General features: G+C 71.6%; 20 protein-coding genes. 14 read left to right on the forward strand and 6 right to left on the reverse strand.

Annotated elements, in window-relative coordinates:
* Positions 1-23: 23 nt before the first annotated feature.
* On the forward strand, positions 24-656 hold the full coding sequence (locus tag WMF44_RS03975) for a MarC family protein (protein WP_437297788.1): 633 nt from the start codon (positions 24-26) through the stop codon (positions 654-656).
* 37 nt (positions 657-693) lie between these two features.
* Here WMF44_RS03975 and WMF44_RS03980 read toward each other — a convergent pair whose 3' ends face one another.
* The 4 genes from WMF44_RS03980 to WMF44_RS03995 form a co-directional block, all read right to left on the reverse strand.
* Positions 694-1,386 carry an STAS domain-containing protein gene (locus WMF44_RS03980; RefSeq protein ID WP_437297789.1) on the reverse strand — a complete coding sequence of 231 codons (693 nt, stop codon included), beginning with the start codon at positions 1,384-1,386 and terminating at the stop codon, positions 694-696.
* Complete coding sequence (locus WMF44_RS03985) at positions 1,340-1,567, reverse strand: hypothetical protein (protein WP_437297790.1); 228 nt, start codon at positions 1,565-1,567, stop codon at positions 1,340-1,342. The genes WMF44_RS03980 and WMF44_RS03985 overlap by 47 nt, the downstream gene beginning before the upstream one ends.
* Positions 1,568-1,720: 153 nt before the next feature.
* Positions 1,721-2,629, reverse strand: a complete 909-nt coding sequence (locus WMF44_RS03990) for an NmrA family NAD(P)-binding protein (RefSeq protein WP_437297791.1) — start codon at positions 2,627-2,629, stop codon at positions 1,721-1,723.
* A complete protein-coding gene (locus tag WMF44_RS03995) occupies positions 2,626-3,081 on the reverse strand; it encodes a nuclear transport factor 2 family protein (RefSeq protein WP_437297792.1) in 456 nt (151 codons plus the stop codon). The genes WMF44_RS03990 and WMF44_RS03995 overlap by 4 nt, the downstream gene beginning before the upstream one ends.
* A 170-nt stretch (positions 3,082-3,251) precedes the next feature.
* On the opposite strand from WMF44_RS03995, the gene WMF44_RS04000 reads away from it, so the two are divergent.
* The 7 genes from WMF44_RS04000 to WMF44_RS04030 all read left to right on the forward strand — a co-directional run bounded on the left by WMF44_RS04000 (position 3,252) and on the right by WMF44_RS04030 (position 13,556).
* A complete protein-coding gene (locus tag WMF44_RS04000) occupies positions 3,252-4,190 on the forward strand; it encodes a helix-turn-helix domain-containing protein (RefSeq protein ID WP_437297793.1) in 939 nt (312 codons plus the stop codon).
* Between the two features lie 133 nt (positions 4,191-4,323).
* Positions 4,324-6,024 (forward strand): right-handed parallel beta-helix repeat-containing protein, encoded by a 1,701-nt coding sequence (locus tag WMF44_RS04005; RefSeq protein WP_437297794.1) that lies wholly within the window; start codon positions 4,324-4,326, stop codon positions 6,022-6,024.
* A 95-nt stretch (positions 6,025-6,119) separates the two neighbouring features.
* On the forward strand, positions 6,120-6,722 hold the full coding sequence (locus WMF44_RS04010) for a glutathione S-transferase N-terminal domain-containing protein (RefSeq protein ID WP_437297795.1): 603 nt from the start codon (positions 6,120-6,122) through the stop codon (positions 6,720-6,722).
* Positions 6,723-6,822: 100 nt separating this feature from the next.
* Positions 6,823-7,863, forward strand: coding sequence for a metalloregulator ArsR/SmtB family transcription factor (locus WMF44_RS04015; RefSeq protein ID WP_437297796.1), 1,041 nt, complete (start codon positions 6,823-6,825; stop codon positions 7,861-7,863).
* A 152-nt stretch (positions 7,864-8,015) separates the two neighbouring features.
* Positions 8,016-11,927: an ATP-binding protein gene (locus tag WMF44_RS04020; RefSeq protein WP_437297797.1), complete on the forward strand. Its 3,912-nt coding sequence runs from the start codon at positions 8,016-8,018 to the stop codon at positions 11,925-11,927.
* A gap of 226 nt (positions 11,928-12,153) precedes the next feature.
* Positions 12,154-13,191, forward strand: coding sequence for an aldo/keto reductase (locus WMF44_RS04025; RefSeq protein WP_437297798.1), 1,038 nt, complete (start codon positions 12,154-12,156; stop codon positions 13,189-13,191).
* Complete coding sequence (locus WMF44_RS04030; RefSeq protein ID WP_437301526.1) at positions 13,191-13,556, forward strand: aminotransferase class V-fold PLP-dependent enzyme; 366 nt, start codon at positions 13,191-13,193, stop codon at positions 13,554-13,556. Before WMF44_RS04025 ends, WMF44_RS04030 begins: the two co-directional genes overlap by 1 nt.
* Here the strand turns inward: WMF44_RS04030 and WMF44_RS04035 are convergent.
* Positions 13,492-13,968 carry a VOC family protein gene (locus tag WMF44_RS04035; RefSeq protein ID WP_437297799.1) on the reverse strand — a complete coding sequence of 159 codons (477 nt, stop codon included), beginning with the start codon at positions 13,966-13,968 and terminating at the stop codon, positions 13,492-13,494. The genes WMF44_RS04030 and WMF44_RS04035 overlap by 65 nt on opposite strands.
* Positions 13,969-14,265: 297 nt before the next feature.
* Here WMF44_RS04035 and WMF44_RS04040 point away from each other — a divergent pair, with 297 nt between their 5' ends.
* Positions 14,266-14,694 carry a hypothetical protein gene (locus WMF44_RS04040; RefSeq protein WP_437297800.1) on the forward strand — a complete coding sequence of 143 codons (429 nt, stop codon included), beginning with the start codon at positions 14,266-14,268 and terminating at the stop codon, positions 14,692-14,694.
* Positions 14,695-14,821: 127 nt separating this feature from the next.
* On the opposite strand, the gene WMF44_RS04045 is transcribed toward WMF44_RS04040, so the two are convergent.
* A complete protein-coding gene (locus WMF44_RS04045; protein ID WP_437297801.1) occupies positions 14,822-16,390 on the reverse strand; it encodes a hypothetical protein in 1,569 nt (522 codons plus the stop codon).
* Between the two features lie 491 nt (positions 16,391-16,881).
* Here WMF44_RS04045 and WMF44_RS04050 point away from each other — a divergent pair, with 491 nt between their 5' ends.
* The 5 genes from WMF44_RS04050 (at position 16,882) to WMF44_RS04070 (ending at position 22,787) form a co-directional block, all read left to right on the forward strand.
* Positions 16,882-17,880 (forward strand): hypothetical protein, encoded by a 999-nt coding sequence (locus WMF44_RS04050; RefSeq protein ID WP_437297802.1) that lies wholly within the window; start codon positions 16,882-16,884, stop codon positions 17,878-17,880.
* Between the two features lie 104 nt (positions 17,881-17,984).
* Positions 17,985-19,364, forward strand: coding sequence for a hypothetical protein (locus WMF44_RS04055; protein ID WP_437297803.1), 1,380 nt, complete (start codon positions 17,985-17,987; stop codon positions 19,362-19,364).
* Entirely contained in the window at positions 19,361-20,749 is a 1,389-nt protein-coding gene (locus tag WMF44_RS04060; protein ID WP_437297804.1) for a hypothetical protein, read from the forward strand. Before WMF44_RS04055 ends, WMF44_RS04060 begins: the two co-directional genes overlap by 4 nt.
* The gene (locus WMF44_RS04065) at positions 20,746-22,470 is read left to right on the forward strand and encodes a CHAT domain-containing protein (protein ID WP_437297805.1); all 1,725 of its coding nucleotides are present in this window, start codon (positions 20,746-20,748) and stop codon (positions 22,468-22,470) included. The genes WMF44_RS04060 and WMF44_RS04065 overlap by 4 nt, the downstream gene beginning before the upstream one ends.
* On the forward strand, positions 22,467-22,787 hold the full coding sequence (locus WMF44_RS04070) for a hypothetical protein (RefSeq protein WP_437297806.1): 321 nt from the start codon (positions 22,467-22,469) through the stop codon (positions 22,785-22,787). Before WMF44_RS04065 ends, WMF44_RS04070 begins: the two co-directional genes overlap by 4 nt.
* Positions 22,788-22,810 lie beyond the last annotated feature (23 nt).

The raw sequence follows: 22,810 nt of genomic DNA on the forward strand, positions 1-22,810 counted from the left end.
GGGCCGCGACGCATCCGATGAGCATGGCCCATTACGTCTCGGTCTTCCTCGTGTCGCTGTCGGCGATCTTCTTCGTCGTGGATCCGCTCGGCATCGTGCCGCTGTTCCTGACGATGACCGCGGGCGATCCGCCGGAGAAGGTGCGGCGCACGGCGCGGCGGGCGTGCGCCGTCGCCGGCGGGCTCATGCTGTTCTTCGCCCTCTTCGGCGGCGTCGTCTTCAAGGTCTTCGGCGTCTCGCTGGCCGCGTTCCGCGTCGCGGGCGGGCTGCTGCTGCTCGTCACGGCGCTCGACATGCTGCGCGCCCGCTCCTCGGCGACGCGCACCACCCCGTCCGAGGAGCAGGAGGGCATCGCGAAGGAGGACGTGGCGCTCGTGCCCCTGGCCATGCCGCTCCTCGCCGGGCCGGGCGCCCTCGCCACGGTGATGGTGCTGATGGCGCGCGAGGGCAACGACCCCGTGGCCATGGGGCTGGTGCTCGCCGGCGTCGCCATCACCTTCGTGGCCTCCTACTTCGTGCTGCGCGGCGCGGGGCTCGTGCAGCGGGCGCTCAAGGCGTCCGGCATGGCCGTGCTCGAGCGCGTCATGGGCCTCATCCTGGCCGCCATCGCCGTGCAGTTCATGGCCGACGGGGCGAAGGCGCTCTGGCACGGGTGACGCGCGTCCAGCGTCGCCCGGCGCGTCGCCCGCCGCGTCAGTTGAGCTGGCCCGCGCGCCGCGGCGCCTGCTTCATGCAGAGGACGAGCGCGTCGCGGAGCCGCGCGAAGGTGGATACCCGCGACATGTCCACGCCGTCCACGAGGAGGCCGCGCGCCACGTCGGGCCGGATGCCCACGATGATCCCTCGCGCCCCGAGGAGCTCCACCGCGCGGACCAGCGACAGAAGGATGTTCCCGAGCGAGGCGTCGATGGAGTCGACGCCGGTCAGATCGATGATCACCACCCTGCAATGGGTGTTCGACACCGCGCCGAGGAGCCCCTGCATCATCTGGTCCGCCCGGCAGACATCGACCGCGCCGAGCACCGGCATCATCAGCACGCCCTCCCAGACCTGGATGATCGGCGTCGACAGCGTGCGGATCGTCGCCTGCTGCTCCGCGTTGAGGGCCCTCGTGCGCGAGAGCTCCTGCGCGAGGTCGTCGAGCCGCCTCAGGTTGCTCGCCGCGGCCGCCTGGGCGATCTGGACGAGCTCCTCCCGCTCCCTCAGCGCATCCCCGAGCTCCCCCAGCGCCGCCGCGATCGCGCCGAGATCGTCGCCAGGGTCCGCTCCCTCGGCGAGCGCCGCGTCCGCGTCTCCCTCCTTGAGCTGCTCGATGTAGCGTAGGATCGCCTGCGCCCGCTCACCCGGCACGGCGCCCCCGGAGCATCTCGCTCTCGAGCTGCTCATACCCCGTCTCCGAGATACAGCTCGTGAAGCAGCGCGTGTGGACGAACTCGTTGTCCAGGACGTCATGCCAGTCTTCCACGCTGTCCTTCGTCCCCATCGCCACTCTCCCCCGGTCGTGCTTCGACCTTGACTTGTCCGGCCCGACGAGCGCCGAGGTGCGGTGTCCGCGAAGGCGCTGCATGCCCGCAGCTGCTCAGGTTACAGGAGAACGGGGAGCGCGACGAGGGATGTCGTCGCCGCGGTGGGGTCGGGCACATGGCAGGAGAGCGTGAAGGTGCGTTGTCGTGGAGCTCGCTTGTCGGCTTGATGCAGCGGGCTCGGCGGCGCGATATCGCTACGCGGACGGGCCGCCGCGGCGCGCGCTCGGCTCTCCACGGAAGACGTGCGCGTGGGCGCGCGCGAGGTCGGCGAAGGCGCGGGGCGCGCGGCCTGTCACGCGCTGAACGACGTCGGTGACGCGGTCCTCGGCCCCGTCGCGGATGGCGAGGTCGAGGCTCACAAGGAACGCGGCGTAGGGCGATGGGATACCCGCCCTGACGAGGTACGCGCGAGCGTCCTCCTCGCCGGCGCGGACGTGGCGTATCGCCCGGCCGGCGATGCGGGACACGATGGCCGCCACGTCATCGTAGCTGAGCGCCTCCGGGCCGGTGATGACGTGAGATGTGTTGTGCGGCGCGCCGTCGAGGAGCGCGCGCGCGGCGACCTCCGCGATATCGTCGGCGTCGACGAAGCCGACGCGGCCGCCGCCCGTCGCGGTCGTGAGCTCGCCTCGCCCGGCGATCGCCGCCGCGTGCGGGTGGCGCGGGTCGATGAAGTTCTGCATGAACCACGACGGCCGGAGGACGGTCCACTCTGGAGCGCGCTCGCGGAGCGCGCGGTGGACGAGGCCGAGCCCGGGGCTCCCCTCCGCCACGGGCGACGCGCTGAGCAGGACGAGGCGGCGAGCCCCGCTCGCGAGCGCGCGCTCGACGAAGGGCAGCATGAGCGCCGAGGGATCCTCGACCATCGCGGGCGCCACGAGGTACACGCGATCGGCGCCCCGGAGCGCGCCCTCGTGCGTCGCGGCGTCGGCCCAGTCGAAGCGGGCGTGCTCCACGCCGTCGTGAGCGGCGGGCGCCGTCCGGCTCGCGGTGCGGACGCGCGCGCCGGCGGCCGCGAGCCGCGCGGCGACGGCTCGCCCGGTGGTGCCCGTCCCGCCGGTGATCAGGACGAGCGGCCCATCGCTGCCTGCGCGGGCCCTCATGACGCCCCCTCGCGATGCGCGTCGAGCTCGGCGCCGAAGGCCTCGACGACGGGCGCTGGATTCCAGTACTCGCGGTAGCGCACGACTCGGCCGTTCCTCGTCGCGACGATCATCACATAGTCCTGCTCGTAGCGTTTGCGCGCGGGCCCGATGGTCGCCGAGCCGTGCACCTCGGCGAGCGCGACGTCGGGATCGGTCGTCGGATACCGTCGAACGTCCTTGAACTCGAGCCCGTGGAAGCTCTGGAGGATGCCCTCGAAATGGCGCCGGATGGCCGCCTTGCCCTCGAGGCGCGCAGGCGCGCCGAGCGCCGGCGCATACGGGAACTCGACGGTCGCGTCGTCGGCGAAGAGGTCGAGCCAGCGCTCCAGGTCACGGCCGATGAGATCGAGGAGCGCGTCGAGCGCCTGCGCGGCGTCGAGCGGCCGGGAATGCGGCAGGGGGTGCGTCATGGGATGTCCTTTCCTTTCGTGTCGACGAGGCCAGCGTAGGCGCGCCGCGATTGCCGCGCGTCCGGCTCCCCGATCCGCGCGTCCACGGTCCACGGCCGGCGCCGCGCGCGCGGCGGGGCGTGCGCGCCGGCGTGGCGCGGCCCGCCGCGTGTTGTAGAGTCGATCGCGCCATGTCCGCCGCGTTCGACGAGCTGGCCCGGAGCGTCGTGCTCCGCGAGGCCGAGGTGAGGCGCTTCGCGCTCGGCGATCGCTGGGGCAAGCGGCAGCCGGCGCAGCGCGCCGCCGCCCGGGTGTACGCGGCGCTCGGCGGCGGCGGGTGGATCGACGTCGCGCGCCGGCGGCTCGCGCTCGGCGCGGGGGAGCTCGTGTTCCTGCCGCGCGCCGAGGAGCACGCCATCCGCGATCGGCCGACGACCTCGCTCGCGCACCCGGAGGCCCTCTGCCGCGGGATGCGCGCCGTGGCCGACGACGCCTTGGCCACGGAGGCCCCGCCGGAGACGCGCCTCGTGGTCGTCGACCTGCACGTCGACGCGGCGGGCGCCCCGTGGGTCGCCCTGCTGCCGCCGGCGGTGCACGTCGCGGGCGCGACGCCGGGGCTCGCGCGCTGGCTCAACGACACGCTCGCGCTGCTCGCCGGCCCGGCCCTGTCGGCGGCGCTGCGCCGCTCCGTCGGCGAGGCGTGGGCGCACGCGCTCTTCGCGAGCGCGCTGCGCGACCCCGCGGCGTCGCTGCCGCGGCGGGACGCGCTCCGGGACGAGCCGATCGCGGCCGCGCTCGCGCGGGTGCGCGCCTCGCCCGAGCGCGCGTGGGAGCTCGGGGACCTCGCGCGAGCGGCCGGGCTCTCGCGATCCGCGTTCGCGGCGCGCGCGACGGCGCTCCTCGGCGAGCCGCTCGGCCATCACGTGCGCCGGCTGCGCCTCGAGCGCGCCGCGGTCCTGCTCGGCGAGACGACGCTCCCGGTGAAGCTCGTCGCCGCCCGCGTCGGCTACGACAGCGAGCCCGCGTTCGGGCGCGCCTTCGCGCGCGCCCACGGCGTGAGCCCCCTCGGCTACCGGCAGGCGAGGCGGCGAGAGCACGACGGCGCGCACACCGCCGGACGCGTAGGTTGACGGGAGGGAAGCGCTGCTGGGCGGCGCAGCTCGTATCATGTCCACCCGGATCTGAGCACCAGCTCCCACGCGCCGGCGCGCGGTGCGCGGCTTTCGGCGCGGTGTGCCCGGCGGATGCCGTATCCTCCTGCGAATGCGGCAAGGCGCGAGGATAGGTGTCCTGCTCGTCGCGATGGCGGCGTGCGGCGGCGATGGCGATGATGGGGAGTCCACCGCTGGCGCCTCCGGCTCCACGCCGGGCGCGGGCGGCGCCTCCGGCTCCACGTCGGGCGCGGGCGCCGCCGGTGGTTCGTCGCCTGGCGCGGGGGGCTCCACGCCGGGCGTCCCGGCCTACGGCCGTTTCGGCCAGCCCACGACGACCTTCACGCTGCCGGAGCCGGCCCCGAGGGAGGGGAAGCTCCCCGAGATCGCCTATCCCGATCTCGCCGGGTCGTTCCCGGAGGTCGACTGGAGCGCGCTCGACCGGCTCTACATTCCGGCTGGCCGCTACCGGAGCATCCTGCTCGGCGGCCTGCCCGAGCGGAGCGCGGAGCGCCCGCTCGTGATCACGAACCTCGGCGGACAGGTCGAGGTCGGGGGCGACGCCGCCAACTACGTGTTCGTGATCAAGGGCGGAAAGGGCTGGATTTTGACGGGCCGCCACGACCCTGTCTCGAAGACCGGCGATGAGGGGTTCCGGGGGCACGCCGAGGGCGCGTTCGCCCATGCCCAGGGGACGTACGGCATCTTCATCGACGACGCGTTCAGCAAAGAGGGCCTCTCGGGGCTGGCCATCGGCGGAGGAGCGTCGGATTTCGAGCTGGATACCCTCGAGGTCGCGCGCGCCGAGTTCGCCGGCATCGTCGCCAAGACCGACGACGACGGGCAGGCCACGATGCGCAACGTGAAGATCCACGACCTCTACGTGCACGACGTCGGCTCGGAGGGGATCTACTTCGGCAGCACCCAGGCGCAGCCGCAGCACGCGTTCGAGCGCCTCGAGGTGTACGATAACCGGTTCCTGCGCACGGGCACCGAGGCGCTTCAGGTCGGGCAGCTCGGCTCGGACTGCGAGATCCACCACAACGTCATCGGGCCGGGCGCGGTCCGGTGGCGGTCGGCGTTCGACCATTACCAGGATGGCAACGTGCAGTTCGGCCAGCGTTACGGCAGCTCGAGCTTCCACCACAACGTCGTGATCGGGACGGGCGACCTCTTCGTCGAGCTGTTCCCGACGCGCGTGGACGGCGATCCGCGCTCGCCGTCGGACACGGTCTCGTTCACGGACAACTACTTCGCCGACACGTCGCTGAGCGGGGTGTACACGCACGCGGTGGACACCGGCGCCACGATACGCTTCGAGCGCAACGTCTTCCTCGGGTTCCACTTCAACTATGGCGAGGTGTACCCCGACGTGGACGAGCCGGTGCAGGTCTTCGCGGTGGGCAGCAACTCGCCGAACCCGCACATCCTGAAGGGCAACCAGGTGGACGGGCCCTATCCGTTCATCAAGTGGCTCTTCGACAGCGTGCAGGCCGAGGACAATCCGACGGTCGCGGTGGAGCGGGTCCGCTTCCGAGACTTCATGGGGGGCGGCCTCGACGAGGACTACCGGCGCCTGGAGTGGTGGACCGACCGCGCGACGCTCAGCCCGGATGAGCGCGCCGTGACGTACCCCAAGGGCGCTTACGTCCTCCACCAGGGCGCGCTCTACGAGGCGCTCGCCGAGAGCCAGGGCAAGCAGCCCGATCAGCACTCCGACGTGTGGCGCGCGCTGCCGGCCCCTGCGGACGACGTCCGTTTGAGCGCCGACTCGCCGCACCAGGGGCTCGGCGTCCGCTGGCCGCCGCCTTGAAATCCCAACAATCTCCCCGTCTCCCCGCCTCCCTGTTCAGTTTTTTTTTGCTAAAGATATCAACAAATGAGGAGATTCGTCGGGAGCTGTTCTCCATGAAGCTCTTCTACGCTCCCACATCCCCCTTTGCTCGCAAGGTGCGGGTTGCCGCCCACGAGCTGCAGCTGGGAGACCGGATCGACCTTGTGCTGGTCAATCCCTGGTCGGACGCGGCGCTGCGGTCGCTGAACCCGCTGGCCAAGGTCCCGACGCTGGTCCTGGGGGACGGGCAGGTGCTCTTCGAGTCGGCGCTCCTCTGCGAATACCTGGATCACCTCGCGGCCGGCGGGCTGTATCCGGCGCCGGGAGAGGCGCGGTGGAGCGCCCTGCTCCGCCAGGGCATCGCGGACGGTATCAGCGCTGCTGCCGGGCGCCTCTTCGCCGACGAACATCGCCCATCCAATGAGCGATCCAGCAGCGTCATGCAGCGCCAGGCGGCTGCCATCGAGGCCAGCCTCGACAGGCTGGAGCGCGACGCCGGCACGCTGTCGGGAGCGCTCGCGGACATCGGCGCGATCTCGGTCGCCTGCGCGCTCGGCTACCTCGACTTCCGCTGGCCGGATCGGGCGTGGCGGAGCGGCCGGAGCGGCCTTTCGCGGTGGTTCGACGTCGTCGGCCAGCGCCCGTCCATGACCGTCACGCAGCACCGCTCGCCTTGATCTCCTGGAGACAGGGCTCAGGCGGCCGTCCCGCGAGGTTCCGGTTCGATGGCTGTCGAAACAGATTGACGGCGCCCCAGCGCCGCCTAGATTCGGTTCGATGACTGTCGAATCAGATCCCCCGGCGCGCGATCTGGGCGTCGAGGCGCGCATCGGCGTGCTCAAGGCGCTCGCCGACGCGTCGCGGCTCCAGGTGGTGAACGCCCTGATCGAGCGGCCGCACTGCGCCGAGGAGCTGGCCGAGCGGCTGGGGCGCGCGCCTTCCACTGTCTCGTTCCACCTCCGGAAGCTCGACGAGGCCGGGCTGGTGACGAAGCAGAAGACCCAGTACTACCTGGTCTATGCGCTGCGCGACGATCTGCTCCGCCTCACGCTGAAGGAGCTCGTCTCGCTGCCCTCCGCGGCCGACGGCGCCGCGCGGCGGCGCGCGGAGCGAGCCCGGAGCCAGGTGATGCGCGCCTTCTTCCGCGGGGGCGTGCTGGTCCAGATGCCGAAGCAATGGCGCAAGCGGCGCATCGTGCTCGAGCAGTTCCTGGGCAAGTTCCAGGCGGGCCGGCGCTACCGCGAGCAGGAGGTGAACGAGATCATCCAGACCCTGTATCCCGACCACTGCACGATCCGGCGCATGCTCGTCGACGAGGGATACATGACGCGCGACGGCCTGCACTACGAGCTGATCGCGGAACAGACCAGGACACCCGAGGCGAAGGACACGACACCCGAGGCGGAGAGCAAGACGCCCGGGTCAGGGACGAAGAAGGCGAGAGGGAGCACGATGGAAACGCGCAAGGAGATGAAGCGGAAGTACCTCGAGACCCCGAAGCAGGCGGGCATCTTCCAGGTCAAGAACACGGTGAACGGCAAGGTCCTGCTCGGCAGCAGCACGAACCTCCATGGGCCGCTCAACAAGCACCGTTTCGCGCTGTCCATCGGCGCGCACCAGAACCAGGCTCTCCAGCGGGACTGGCAGCAGCACGGCGCGGACGCCTTCACGTTCGAGGTGCTCGAGGTCGTGCAGCAGAAGGACGAGCCGGGGATCTCCGTGGCGGACGAGCTCACGCTGCTCGAGCAGATCTGGCTGGAGCGGCTCTCGCCCCTCGCGCCGCGCGGCTACAACACGGATACGCGGCTCCGCGAGTGAGGCGACGTCGCGGCGCGAGGGGGCGGCGTCCCTGGCGACCGCCGCGCTCGCCCGCGTCCTGGCCGCCGGGGCGGCTCGAGGCCGGCGGCGCCTGGGCCGCGCGCGCGTGTCCCGGTGGCAAAAGCCGTGGATTTCATCCACCATGGCGCTGCATGCGGCCAGCCGGCATACGGAACAAGTCTCCAGATGTCGTCGAGCCCTCGCCCGATGGCGGCGCCCTGGACGCGAGCGACGAGGACTGCCTCGCCGGGGGCGGCGAGATGGGCGCCCTGATGCGCTCGATCGATTGGGCGAAGACGAAGCTCGGCCCCGTCGCGACATGGCCGATAAGCGTGAAGACCGTCGTCGGCCTCGTGCTGGGCAATCGGTTCCCCATGCTCGCGCTGCTCGGGCCGGAGATGCTGCACATCTACAACGATGGCTATCGGCCTATCCTGGGCATGAAACACCCTGCGTCGATGGGCGCCCCGGCGGCCGAGGTGTGGGCCGAGATCTGGGACGTCATCGGCCCGATGACGCAGAGCGTGCTCGACGGCGGGCCCGCGACGTGGAGCGAGCACCTCATGCTCCCCGTGAATCGGCGGGGCTTCGTCGAGGAGACGTACTTCACGTTCTCCTACAGCCCGATACCCGGCAACGACCAGCGGGTCGCCGGCGTCCTCGTCACGGTGCAGGAGACCACGGAGCAAGTGCTCGACGCGCGCCAGCTCCACATGCTGCGCGATCTCGCGACGCGCTCCGCCCAGGCGAAGTCCGCCGAGGAGGCGTGCTGCACAGCCGTGGAGATCTTCGCGGCGAACGACGCCGATCTGCCGTTCTCGCTGCTCTACCTCCTGGACGGCGACACGGGCGAGGCGCGCCTCGTCGGCGCGAGCGGGCTCGACGGGTACGAGGGAGCGGCGAAGCCGGCGCGCGTCTCCCTCCACGAGCGAGATGAGCGGACCTCGACCTGGCCGCTCGCGGAGGCGGCGCGCGCCTCCGGCGAGATCCTCGTGGGCGATCTGGCGGCCCGCTTCGGCGCCTTGCCCGGCGGCCGCTGGGGCAGCGCGCCGGAGCAGGCGCTCGTCCTGCCCCTCTCGCGGCCGGGCCAACCTCGCCCGTATGGCTTCCTCATCGGCGGCGTCAGCCCGCGCCGCCTGCTCGACGAGTCGTACCGCGGGCTGTTCCGGCTGATCACCGATCAGGTGGTGACCGCCGTCGCGAACGCGCGCGCCTACGAGGAAGAGCGCAGGCGCGCCGAGGAGCTCGCCGCGATCGACGGCGCGAAGACGCTGTTCTTCAGCAACGTGAGCCACGAGCTCCGGACGCCGCTGACGCTGATGCTCGGCCCCATGGAGGACGCGCTCGCGTCGCCGGAGCGCGCGCTCTCGGGCGAGCACCTCTCGCTCGCCTACCGCAACGCGCTGCGCCTGCTCAAGCTGGTCAACGCGCTGCTCGACTTCTCCCGCCTCGAGATGGGCCGCGCTCAGGCGTCCTACGAGCCCACGGACCTCGCCTGCCTCACCGCCGATCTCGCGAGCGCGTTCCGCGCCGCGAGCGAGCGGGCCGGGCTCGCGTTCACGGTGGACTGCCCGGAGCTCCCGGAGCCGGTCTTCGTCGACCGGGACATGTGGGAGAAGATCGTGCTGAACCTGCTGTCCAACGCCCTGAAGTTCACGTTCGAGGGCGAGATCGCCATGGCGCTCCGCGTGTGCGGGGACCACGTCGAGCTCGTGGTGCGCGATACGGGCACCGGCGTCCCCGAGCACGAGCTGCCGCACCTCTTCGAGCGCTTCCACCGCGTCCAGGGGGCGCGCGCGCGCACGCACGAGGGCTCCGGGATCGGGCTCGCGCTGGTGCACGAGCTGGTGCGCCTGCACGGCGGCAGCATCCGGGCGGAGAGCCGCCTGGGCGAGGGGACGGCGTTCACGATCGCGATCCCGCGCGGGTCCGCGCACCTGCCGGCGGAGCGCGTCCGCCTCGAGAAGGCGCTCTCGTCGGCGGCGACCGGCGCCGCGCCCTACGTCGAGGAGGCGCTGCGGTGGCAGCTCGTCGCGGAGGCGCCCGCCTCGGGCGATCGCGTCGAGCCCGACCACGGCGCGGCCCCGCTCGGCCCGAGCGCGCGCATCCTCCTCGCCGATGACAACGCCGACATGCGCCTGTACGTGCGGCGCATCCTCGATGCGCGGTGGGCCGTCGAGGCCGTGAGCGACGGCGCGGCCGCGCTCGAGAGCGCCCGGCGGTCGCCGCCGGATCTCGTCGTCGCCGACGTGATGATGCCGGGCCTCGACGGCTTCGGCCTGCTCCGGGGGCTGCGCGCCGATCCGGCGACGCGGTGCGTGCCGGTGATCATGCTCTCGGCGCGCGCGGGCGAGGAGTCCCGCGTCGAGGGGCTGGCGGCCGGCGCCGACGATTACCTCGTGAAGCCGTTCTCGGCGCGCGAGCTCATCGCGCGCGTCGCGACGCACCTTCAGCTCGCCGAGCACCGGCGGGCCGCGGAGCGGGAGCGCGGGAAGATGTTCGCGCTGTTCGAGCAGGCGCCTGTCGGGATCGCCGTCTACCGTGGCTCCGAGCACGTGATCGAGATGGCGAACCCCTACCTGGTGGCCATGGTGGGCCATCGCGACGTGATCGGACGCACGCTGGCGCAAGCCTTCCCGGAGATCGTCGGCTCGCCGCTCCTCGATGTCTTTCACCGGGTCTTCGCGAGCGGCGAGCCGTTCGTCACCCACGGCTACCGTTTCGACCTCGATCGCGGGCGTGGCGTGCGAGAAGAACTGTACTGGAGCTTCAATCTGCACCCGATGCGTGAGCCGGGCGCTGCCGTCGCCCGGATCCTGGTCGTCGCGCTCGACGTCACCGAGTACGTGCGGGCGCGAAAGAAGCTCGAGGAGGCGGCGCGGGAGCGCGAGGAGCTGCTGCGCCGCGCGGAGGACGCGCGGCGCGACGCGGAGCGGGCGAACCGCGCGAAGGACGAGTTCCTGGCGATGCTCGGCCACGAGCTGCGGAACCCGCTCGCCCCCATCGTCACGGCGCTCCACCTGATGCGCCTCCGCGCCGGGGGGCACGCCGAGCGCGAGCGGCTCGTCATCGAGCGCCAGATCAAGCACCTGACGGCGCTCGTCGACGACCTGCTCGACGTCTCCCGCATCACGCGGGGCAAGGTCGAGCTGAAGAAGCAGCGGATCGAGATCGCGGAGGTCGTGGCCAAGGCGGTCGAGCTGGTGAGCCCGCTGCTCGAGCAGCGCCGGCACCACCTCACGGTCGCGGTCCCCTCGAGCGGCCTCGCCGTGGAGGGCGACGTCATGAGGCTCGCCCAGGTGGTCTCGAACCTGCTCACGAACGCCGCGAAGTACACCGAGAGCGGCGGCGAGATCGCCGTCCGGGCCGGGCGCGTGGAGGGCGAGGTCGTCCTCTCCGTGCGCGACAACGGCATCGGCATCGCCCCCGAGATGCTGCCGAGCGTCTTCGAGCGCTTCGTGCAGGAGCGCCAGGCGCTCGACCGATCCCAGGGCGGCCTGGGCCTGGGCCTCGCCATCGTCCACAACCTCGTCGCGATGCACGGCGGCCGCGTGAGCGCGGACAGCGAGGGCCGCGGGCGCGGGAGCGAGTTCACCATCCGGCTGCCGGCCGCGGCGGACGCGCGCTCGCCCGAGGCCGCGCCGGCGCGCTGGATGGCCGGGACGCAGGCGACTCCATCTCTCGTCGACCGGCGCCGCATCCTGCTCGTGGACGACAACCTCGATGCGGTCGAGCTCCTGGCCGAGTCGCTGGGCGCGATGGGGTACACGACGCGCGTCGCCTCCGACGGCCCGTCCGCGCTCCGGATCGCGGAGGAGTTCGCGCCCGACGTCGCGCTGCTCGACATCGGGCTGCCGGTGATGGACGGCTACGAGCTCGCGCGGCGCCTCCGCGAGCAGCCGGCGGGTGAGCGTGTTCGGCTGATCGCGCTCACCGGTTACGGGCAGGAGGCGGATCTCCGGCGCTCCGAGGGGGCAGGCTTCGAGACGCACCTCGTCAAGCCCATCCAGATCGATCGATTGACGTCCCTCCTCGAGGAGCCACCGGCCCGCAGGGCCGAGTGATCCACGTCCGAGATCCTCGACGACGACACGACGTGACCGCGCCCGGAGGGGCCTCCTCTGCGAGGCGGCAGCGACCGGGGACCCCTGCGCCGCGGGAGGCGAGCTCCCGGTCCCCGGGCGCCATCGAGCGCGGAGAGGGGTTGGTCCGTTATAAAAGACATGTTGTCCGTTATGTTGGACATTGGCGCTGCCCCGTGGTAGTTGGCAATCAACGGACGGGACAGCCATGCACTACCGACAGCTGGGTGACAGCGAGCTCCGGGTCTCGGAGCTCTGCCTTGGGACGATGACGTTCGGCGAGCAGAACACGCTCGAGGACGCCAGAGCGCAGCTCGACTACGCGTTCGACGCGGGGATCAACTTCATCGACGCGGCCGAGATGTATCCGGTGCCGACCCGCGCGGAGACGCAGGGGCGCACGGAGAGCTACGTGGGCGAGTGGCTGAGCCAGCGGCCGCGCGACAAGGTGATCGTCGCGACGAAGATCGCGGGGCCGGGCCGCCCGATCCCGTGGGTCCGCGGCGGCTCCCTCGCGATCAACCGCGCCAACGTCCGGCGCGCGGTCGAGGACAGCCTGCGGCGCCTCAGGACCGATACCATCGATCTCTACCAGATCCACTGGCCCGATCGGTACGTGCCGCAGTTCGGCGCGAGCGCCTACGATCCGGCGAACGAGCGCTCGAGCACGCCGATCGCCGAGCAGCTCGCGGCGCTCGCGGAGGTGATCCGCGACGGCAAGGTCCGGTATTTCGGGCTCAGCAACGAGACCGCCTGGGGGGTGGCGCAGTGGAGCCGCGTCGCGGCGCAGCTCGGGCTCCCCAGGCCGGTGTCGATCCAGAACGCTTACAGCCTCGTCAACCGCACGTTCGACTCCGCGCTCGCGGAGGCCTCGCGCCGCGAGGACGTGCCGCTGCTCGCCTATAGCCCGCTCGCGTTCGGCCTGCTCACGGGCAAGCACGTGGGCGGGCCGCCGCCGGGCTCGCGCTTCGCCCGGTTCGAGACCTTCGGCCAGCGCTACAGGAAGCCCAACGTGGACGAGGCGGTGCAGGCCTACGTCAAGCTCGCGCGCGCCCACGGCCTGAGCCCGGCGTCGCTCGCGCTCGCCTTCGTGCGCAGCCGATGGTTCGTGGCGAGCACCATCCTCGGGGCGACGACGCTCGAGCAGCTCGAGGAGAACGTGAAGAGCGCGGGCGTGGTGCTCGCCGCGGAGGTTCTCGGAGAGATCGAGCAGATCCACGCCCGGTACCCGAACCCGGCGCCCTGATCTCGCCGGCCCCGGCGGCGCCGCTCGGCTGCGATTTCTTCGCAGCGGGCTGTCACAAATGGATGTTCGGGCCGCGGGGCACCGGCGTGCTCTGGGGCAGGCGGGAGCTCTGGCCGACGCTGCGCCCGAGCATCCCGCCCTTCGGAAGGGCCGTACGCGACCTCGTACGTCCGCGTCGCGCCGAGCCTGCTCAACTCCGAGGCGGACGTCGAGGCGGTGCTGCGCGCGATCCGCGCGCTCGCGTGAGGGGCCCGGTCCGGCGAGCCATGGCCGGACCTCGGGTGGGCCGGACGAGGGGGCCTATCGGGCGGCCTCTTCGATCCGCGCGATGTCGATCTTCTTCATCTGCATCATCGCCTGCATGACCCGCCCCGCCTTGGCCGGATCCGGGTGCTGGATGAGCCGGATCAAGACGGACGGGACGATCTGCCAGGAAACGCCGAACCTGTCCTTGAGCCACCCGCACTGGCTCTCGGCGCCGCCGTCGGCCGTGAGCTTGCTCCAGAGCTCGTCGACCTCCTCCTGCGTCTCGCAGGTGACGACGAGCGAGAACGTCTCGTTGAACTTCTGGTTGGCGCCGTTCAGGGCCATGAGCCGCTGGCCGTTCAGCTCGAACTCGGCCATCACGAGCGAGCCCTTGGGCCCTGGACCCGCGTCTCCCGAGCGGAGCTCGGAGAGGATCCGTGAGCCCTTGAAGATGGACAGGTAGTACTGCACCGCCTCCTCGGCGTTGTTGCTGAACCAGAGGCACGTCTTGATCTTCTGCGTGGTGGTCATGATCGGGGCTCCTGGCCGGGGTCGGGCCCGGCGGTGAGGTGAGAGCGGCGCGGTCACCGCGACCGCGCTTTGCCTGGATGTCGGAGCACGGTGGGCTTGCTCGACATGGGGCCGACGATTTTTTTTTCGACCCGCCGGGGCGGCCGGGGTCCCGGGTCGCCGGGGCGGCCGAGGGGGGGGCGGCAGCCCGCCGGGCGGCTGTCGTGGTCCGCCGGCCGCCGCTCCAGGGCGGCGCCGGGCGAGGGTGAGCTCGCGGGCCGGGTGGAACGTCGTGGCGATCCGTGAGAGAGCACGCACATGAGACACATCCTCGATGGGTCGATGGGGGTCATCCTGGCCGCGGGGCTCTGCGGCGCTGGGTGCAGGGCGCCCGCGCACGAGCCCCCCGGCATGAACGCGCCTCCCAGCGCGAACGCGCCTCCCGGCACGAACACGCTTCCCGGCGCGAACGCGCCGCCGGCGGAAGAGCCCGCCACGCCGCCGGAAGCCGCCCCGATGGGTGAGCGGATCGTCGTGGGCAGCGATCCATGCAAGAGCGACGCAGACTGTGTGCCCGTGTGCGCCTGCCACGCGGCCGCGTGCATCGCGAAGGCGACCGCGCCGATGTGTGATCGAGGCCTGATGTGCACGCAGGAGTGCCGGCCCGGAACGATGGATTGCGGCGGCGGCTGCCTCTGCCAGGGCGGCCGGTGCGCGGCCCGCCTGATCAACGTGCCCCCGTCCTGAGCCCCTCTGCGTGCGCTGTCCTGCGGATGAGCGCGTAAGAGCTCTTTCTTAGAGCTCGGCTGAAGGCCCACCAGGACCGTGGACGCCTGGACTCAGATGTTCGTGGAGCGGTCGCCCAGCGCCGCCCTCAGTATTTGTAAACATCGGCGAAGATGGTGCGACGCATGAGGTCGTTCGTCGTCGTCTCGCGCACCCACGCGGCGATCCCGGTCCCGTTCGGGCCGAAGCCCACCGTCGGCTCCCAGTGTTCGGCGGCGTTGTCGTCCTCCAGCGCGTGGGCCTCCGTCCATCCCTGCGCGGGGGAGAGCTCGCTGGCAAAGATCGATCGGAGGGCGGCGGCCTTCTGGGTCCACACCGCGAGCGCCCGCCCGGCCCCATCCACGGCGATCTCGGGACCGCTCACACTATCTTCCTCGACCGAGAGCTTGTCGACTGGCTGGAACGTCGTCCCCGAGAAGCGCCGCGCCCAGATCGCGCAGCCGGCGCCGCACTGACGGAACACCACGCCCCCGTCACCCTCCGCGTTCATCGCGACCGCGTAGTCGGTCGCTCTCTGGCCCGCGGTATCCACGCCGGTGGCTCCGGCCCACACGCCCCCTGAATAGGAATTGGCGATCACGTGTGACACCGAGGAGGTCGAGTCGCGCTGGAGGAAGACGACCATCGCGTTCCCGTTGCCATCCATCACGACGCGTGGGCTCAAATGATCGAGCGTGTCGTCCGCTTCCAGCGGCTTCGGGCCTGCCGCGCTGCCCTTGTGCGTCGTCAGATCGTACGTGACCACGTTGCCCAGCACGTTGAGACGCCCGCCGTCCGACTGGTACCACGCTGCCACCGCGCGCAGCGTCGTGCCCACGGTCGAGACGCCGACAGCCGTGCCGTTGCAGCTGGTCGTGCTCCCCGACACCTTCACCGGTGTCTGCCAGCCCTGCCCGCCCTCGTAGATGGCCAGGTATCCCTCACGCGCCGAGGTGTCGACGGTGTTCACGTCGATCCCCACGGCGATATGGCCGGCGGGGGTCATCGCGACCGTCGTCGAATGTTTCGAGACCCCCGAGGTGCCCACGGCGATCGTCTCGACCGTGCCCCACCCGGCGGGCCATCCGAGCGATGCCGTGAACCGCTTGCCGAACACGGCGCCGCCCACCGAGGACGAATACCAGACGACCACCCCGTTGCCCTCGTCGTCGATGGCGACCCTGGCGTTCACGCCTCTCGTGGCCGCGTCGTTGACCTGCAGCAGCGGGTCCCAGCTGTCGCTCTCCTTGACGTAGCGGCGCGCCCAGACGGTGTCCTGATCATAAAACACGAGCAGCGCATCGCCATTGGCCGAGACCGCGACCTGCGGAAGGAAATTCGAGATCTGATTGGCGAGATCGTCATGACCGACGCGCTCGAACGTATCCCAGTGGGGCGGGGGGGCTTCGCCTCCGGTCCCGTCGCCGCCTGTCCCGTCGCCGCCTGTCCCGTCGCCGCCTGTCCCGCCGCCGCCTCCGGTCTCGTCGCCGCCTGTCGCGCTGCCGACGCTGCCCGCATGACCGCCGCCTCCGCCGCTCCCCACGTCGCTGGAGCTCGACGACGACTCGAACGTTCGCACCTTCTGTCCGCAGGCCGCGACGAGGAGGAGCCCCAGAATGAAACCCAGCTTGGGCCTGGCGCCCGATCCTCGGATGTGTCCGAATTTTTCGCGCATCATGCGCGAGGATGAGATCCGAAGGCCTCGGAGATGTCAATCCCCGACCGCGCGACATGTCCCGGCTTGACGGGGCACATTCAACCTCTCCGCCACCGCGGCAGGACAGGGTAGCAGCGCGCCCACGAGCTCACCTGCGTTCCCGCGCGTCCCTCACGCGCTCGACCCCTGAACCTCGACGTCCCAGGCGACATCGAGGGACACGGGGCCTCGGAACATGGTGACTTGCCGGAACTGCACCGGCCGATCGCTCGCGAGGCGGAGGCCCTGCAAGCGCTGCGTGAGCACCCGCGCGACTCGCCCTGTGGACCCGAACGACCGCTGGAAGCGAGCATGAGGAGCGTGCGCTCCTGCTGCAGCCTGCCGAGGTCATCCAGCGTGATCGTCGGAGATCGGAGGCGGCGCGCGGCACGCCGCTTGACGTGCGCTCATCCAACGAGCTCATGGCAGGACCGGAGCCAGCGAAGCCGTTCAGGGGAGCCATCCGGACCTCGGTGTCGACATCGACGGACGGGCTGGTCGCAGGACAGGAGTTCTCCCTCTTCGTCACGGTGCAGAACCCGTTCGAGGCGCCGCTCTCGCTGTGCCGCGTGAGCACGAGCCTGCCCGCCGAGCTCATCGATATCGACCGGCAGTGGACAGAGCAGCGGATCGAGAGGCTCGAGGACCGACTCGCCGGGATCGAGGGGGCCGCGCGGGCGCCCGCGCCGGGCGGCGACTCCGTCGGCTCGCGGCTGCTCCGCTCCGTCCGGCGGCTGCTGCGGCGCCGCCCGCCCGGGCGCGGCGCGGCGCCGAGAGCGCCCGCGATCGCGCGCGATCTCCGCGGAGCTGGCGGCGAGGCCGGGCTCGCGGCGCTCCACCCGCCGCTCCGGCACAGCACGGGCCTCCGGGGCCGGGGACCCACGGCGGGCGCCTGGAACGAGGACGGCGAGGAGGGGAGCGCCGCGCCCGAGGGGCTCCTCGGCGGCGACGACGCAGACGCGGTCCGGGGCGCGATCCTGTCGTCGTGGGCCCCGGATCCTCCGACGGTGCTCCAGGCCGGGAACTCGACGGCGCGGAGCTTCACCGTGCGATCGCGGCGCACGCTGTGGTTCCGCACCGCGTCGTACCGGCTGCTCATCGAGGTCGAGTACGAGATCGACGGCGCGAGCAACGTCGACACCATCGAGCACGTCCTCGAGGTGAGCTCGTCGCTGGCGAGCATGATCTGCGGCGCCGTGCTCGGGGGCGTCGGGGGCTGGTTCGCCGCGCGGGGCGGCGCCGCGCCGTTCGACGTGGAGGCCGGCTTGAGCCTCGCCGTGTCGCTCGTCCTGGTCACGATGGCGGTCGTCCTGCTCGCGCGCAAGAGGGACGTGCAGCCCATCCTCGCGATCGAGGATTTCTGGGGCGGTGTCGCCGTCGGGTTCTTGATCGCCTATTCAGGACCGAGGCTCTTCGCAGGGCTCTTCGGTCTGCCCGCGCCGGCGCCGCCCGCGTCGAGCGCCCTCATCTGACGACGATGCTGACGAGCTCGTGCAACGTCGGGAGAGTCGGAGAACGGAAGCGCAGGCTTTACATCCTGCCCTGCGCCGTTAAGCAGACCTGGAGAGGAGGAGCCGTGTCCACTCTGCGTGCCAGGGCGACCGCCGAGCTCCAGCGCCGGATCGACGTGCTCCCGCGCGACGTCGCGCGATACGAGTCGGCCGCCGCGGCGAACACGCGAGGTTTCGGGATCCACGCGAGCCAGGTGCTGGCGCTGAAGATCCTCATGAACGAGCTGATCCAGCGCCAGAGAGGCATTCTGGAGCGGCTCGGAGCGGACCTGTCCGACGCCGACTTCGCGGATGGCTTCGGCAAGCTCCTCGTCGAGATTGCGGGCGCGCACGGGGTGTGGAACATCTTTTCTCAGACGCTCGCGCAGCGGGAGCAGCCGGCGCTCGCCCCCCCGCTCGACGCGGCCGACCTCGTGGCCGCCGAGTGTTACCAGGTGTGCATGAACAAGGCGCGCAACTGGGGCCTCGTCCCCCGCGAGGGGATGCGCGAGCCGCCGCTGGTCTGCCTGGAGGCGCACTACGGGCCGGTCGCCGTGAGCCGCCAGAACCCGCTTCGCGCCCTCCGCAGCTCGCTCCGGAGCTACCGCGACCTCCGGCTGCCGATACCGATCGTGCTCCTGCCGGCCGATCAGACCGAGTGCGCCTGGCTCCTGGTCACGCTCTGCCACGAGGTCGGCCACAACGTCGATCAGGATCTGGCGCTCTCGAACGAGCTGACCAGGGCGCTGCTCCTCGGCACCGACGGGGAGATCCCGCCCGACCGGCAGGAGATCTGGTTCGGCTGGACCCGGGAGATCCTCGCCGACGCGATCGGTGTCCTCCTCGGCAACGCCGGCTTCGCGCTGGCGCTCGCGTCGCTGCAGCTCGTGCTCGCGCCCGGCAGCCAGCAACGCGAGCTTGACCGGCACGATCCTCACCCGCACCCGATGATCCGCGTCCCGCTGCTCGGTGCGCTGCTGCGGCGGCTCGGGGTCGCGGCGCTCGCCGGCGCGGCCGACCAGATGGAGCAGGACTGGCGGGCGCTGCCCGCGCCGGCCTGGGTCGCGCCGTTCCTCGGAGACCTCGGCGCGATCGCGGGCACGTTCCTGGAGAGGAAGCTGGACGCGCTCGGCGGTCGCGCGCTCAGGGAGCTCCACCCGGACGTCTCGGCCGACGTGAGGCGGGCAGACGCGCTCGCGCGCTTCCTCAGGAGCGGTGAGCTCCGCCCGGCGCCGGACAAACCCTCGTATTTCCCCTACCGCCTCGTGCCGGTCGCGGCGCAGCTCGTGGTCGCCTCGGCGCCGTCGCCGGTCGAGCTCGGCGCCGTCCAGCGGCGATCGATGGAGTTCTTCGCCGCGATCCCGCGGCCGCCGATGCTGGCGGGCGCGGCGTCGCTGTCGCCGCAGCGCGCCGCGTCCTATGCGCGGATCGCGCGGTCGGTCGACTTCGCCGGAGATGGCGGATGACCACGAGGCCGAGCGCGCAGCTCTCTCGATATCCAGAGATCCTCGTCCGCATCGCCCCGCTCTACCCCGCGGAGCCGGTCACGCCGCGCGCGACCGGCCGCCGCGTGTGCCGGCGCTACCACGCGTGGATCTACACGAAGCTCGATATCTCCTCTCTGCTGCTCGGGGACCCCGGCGCGGTCGAGCCGGGCGGCGCGCCGCCGCCGCCCGAGATGGCGGGGCTGCCGCTCATCGGCCATGAAGAGATCTCCGTCGCCTGGCTCAGCTACGCCGAGTATCTGAGCATCTTTTACGGGGGCGAGGAGGGCCTGCTCGATCTGCGTCGCCGCCTCATCAGGTCGATCTCCCGCGGGCTCCGGGCGATCCTGCGGCTCCGGCCGCACGCGCCCCGGCGGCTGCGCATCTGGTGGTCGGCCGAATCGCCCGAGCTCGAGGAGCTTCCCTGGGAGATCCTCTTCCTCGGCGTGCGCCGCCCGCCGTTTCTCTCGATCGTGCGGGGGATCCCGGGACGGGTCGTGCCGCCGCTCTCCCTGCGGGAGGGACAGCCGCTGCGCGTCGCCGTGGTCGACCCGACCGGCGGCGCGCCCGCCTCGCTCTCCGAGGCGCTGGAGGGCCTGGGCTCCAGCATCGAGGTCTCCTGGATCGAGGAGGACGACGCGCGCAACGCGCTCTCCGCGGCGATCCAGGCGGGATTCGAGGTGATCCACGTGGTGGCCGACGGCGTGGCGCCGCTCGGCCTGGAGGGCCTCCTCGAGTTCTCGGGGGACAACGACGACACGCTCTCGCCCCTGGAGCTCACCGCCATGCTGCGCGGGTCGAGCGCGACGATCCTCTCGCTCACCCCGCCGGAGACGCCTCGCGTGGGCTACGGCGGCATGCCCACCGTGTACCACGCGTTCGCGCGCTTCGGCCACCAGAGCGGCGATGGCCCCACGATCGCCGCCCAGCTCGGTCCCATGCATCCCCGCGTGTGCCGCGAGTTCTGGCGCGCGTTCTACGAGCGGCTCGCGGCGTCGCTCGACGTGGAGGACGCGATGATGGCGGCGTCGCAGCGCCCCCTCCTGACGCCCGTCGTCCTGTTCCTCCGGCACCGCTTCGGCCGGCAGTTCACCCGGCAGGGCGACGACGCGCGGCGCTCTCCCACGTGGCCGACGCTCAGCGCGGGGCAAATCCGGGAGGGCGACGTGCCGCTCACGCCGGCGCAGGTGACCGCCGATCTCTCGTGCTCCCGCGACCTGCTCGACGCGGCGAAGATGCTGGAGGCCCGCTACGCGGCGCTCGGGCTCGAGTTCCCGGGCAAGGGTCTCATCGAGCGCGAGGGCCAGCGGCAGGCCGCCCTCGATGAGGCGCTCGAGCAATCGCTGTCCGAGGACACGGAGCCATGAGAAACCCCGAGTTCGTCGTCGACATCGAGCCTGGAGGGGGCTCGCACCTGCGGCTGTGCGTCCACGCCTTCCACCTCGCGCCCATCGATGACGAGCTCGAACGGCCCTTTCCGAGCTTCCCGCCCGCGGAGCTCGACGAGCTGCGGAGCGGCTACGGGTCGGAGCAGATGATCGAGTCCCTGGCCGAGCAGGTCACCGGCTGGCTGCTCCAGAGCGATCTCCGCGGCCACCTGGGCACCGCGGTGAACGCGGCGACTCAGCCCTTCCGGATCGTCTTCCGGCCGCACCCGGCGGTGCTTCCGTACCTGCACGACGTCCCCTTCGAGCTGCTCAAGCTCGACGCCGACCGGCTCGCGCTGCACCCCTTTGTACGGGGGATCGTCCACTCGTACAAGCGCCACCGCGGGGTGGCCGCGCCGCAGGCGCTGCGCTGGAGCTGGCCTTTCCGCGTGCTCCTCGTCCGCACGAACCCGAAGGACCTCGGCGGGGACGTGCCGCCCGTGCTGCCCATCCGCGATCGCATCGTCGCGATCGCGCGCGGGTGCGGGCTCGCCGACGTCGTGGAGGTCACGGTGCTGAGCAGCGAGGCGGGCGCAGGCGGGCCCGTCACCTACGACGCCTTCCGCGCCGAGCTGCGCAAAGCGCGCTACGATCTCCTCGTTTACCTGGGGCACGGCGACCTCCAGGAGGTCGGGTTCGAGGGGTTCCCCCCGATCGGCGTCCTCCTGTTCGAGCTCGACGGCAGCGACTTCGCCAACCCGATCCGCGCCGATCAGCTCCGGAGCGAGCTCCTGAACCGGCCCGTGCCGGTCGTGGTGCTCGCGGGCTGCATGACCGCGGCGGGCGAGGCGCTGCGCGAGCGGCTGCCGCAGTGGATGCGCGGCAACCAGAACGTGGCGCACTCGCTGATCCACGGCGAGTCCGGCGTCCAGTGCGCGATCGGGATGCGTCACCGGCTGGAGGTGGCGGACGCCGAGCGCTTCCTCCAGGCGTTCGTCCTCAGCCTGCTCAAGCAGAGCCCGGGCGACGTCGAGCGGGCCGTGCGGGCGGGACGCGAGGAGATGTTCGCGCAGAAGCCGTACCCGCCCAGCTGGTCGTCGCCCGTCCTCTTCCGCGCGGCGAACGTGGAGCCGCTGTTCGACTTCCTGTGCACCGCGCCGACCGCGTTCGACCCGCTCGACGAGCACGACCAGGCGCTGCGAGAGAAGGCCTGGAAGGCGCGGAGCGAGCTGCCGGCCACGCTGTCCCCGGAGGCCCGACATTTCTCGAGCTTCCTGCTCGATACGGTGGAATCGGCGTTCCTCGACCGCAGGCGGCAGGCGGGGGCCACCCTGGTGTGGCCCGCGCGGAACGAGGCGAAGCCCGGCGATACCGTGAAGGTGTCTGTCCAGCACATGGGGTCGGTCTCCGTGTCGCGCCTGGAAGGACGGCTGTCCTTCGCCGAGGCGATCACGGTGCGGGCAGCCCGGCCGGCGTCGGCGCTCAAGGTTGCGGGGCTGCGCGCGTTCTTCGCCCTGGATCAACCGGGCGAGGTGCGGTTCGTCGCGTCCAGCCCTTCCGGAGAGCCGGTGACGCTCGGCGCTGGTCCGCTGTTCGAGGTCGACCTGACGCTGCCCGGCGTGTTCCCCGCCGTGTACGAGCTGCGGGTTGACGCGCTCGCATTCGAACCGAGGTTGTTCGTGTGCGGCTGGAACAATGCGATCGTGGTGCCGCTGCCATGAGGCCGCGCCGGGGTCGATATGAAAGCGATCTGGCCGGGGAGCCGCCGCAACCCTCGTTGCTGGAGGCTCACCCCGAGCTGCGGGCGCTCCTCGACCGGTCCGAGCGCTTCCGCCTCACCGAGGAGCGCTATCGCATCGAGATCGAAGGTCAAACGCTCTACCTCGTGCGGGGAGACACGCTCGGCTCGCGCGAGGAGCTGCTCATCGACGCGCTCGTCCGCGGCTCCGCGCCCGAGAGCGCCGACCCGCTCAGCCGCGCGCTCTTCCTTGAGCTGCCCGGACACCTTCAGGAGGTGATCCGCGGTCTCACGCGATAGGAACCAGAACCATCACCCAAGAG

Origin of the sequence: Sorangium sp. So ce426 (assembly GCF_051475585.1) — a bacterium.
GTDB lineage: Bacteria > Myxococcota_A > Polyangia > Polyangiales > Polyangiaceae > Sorangium > Sorangium cellulosum_B.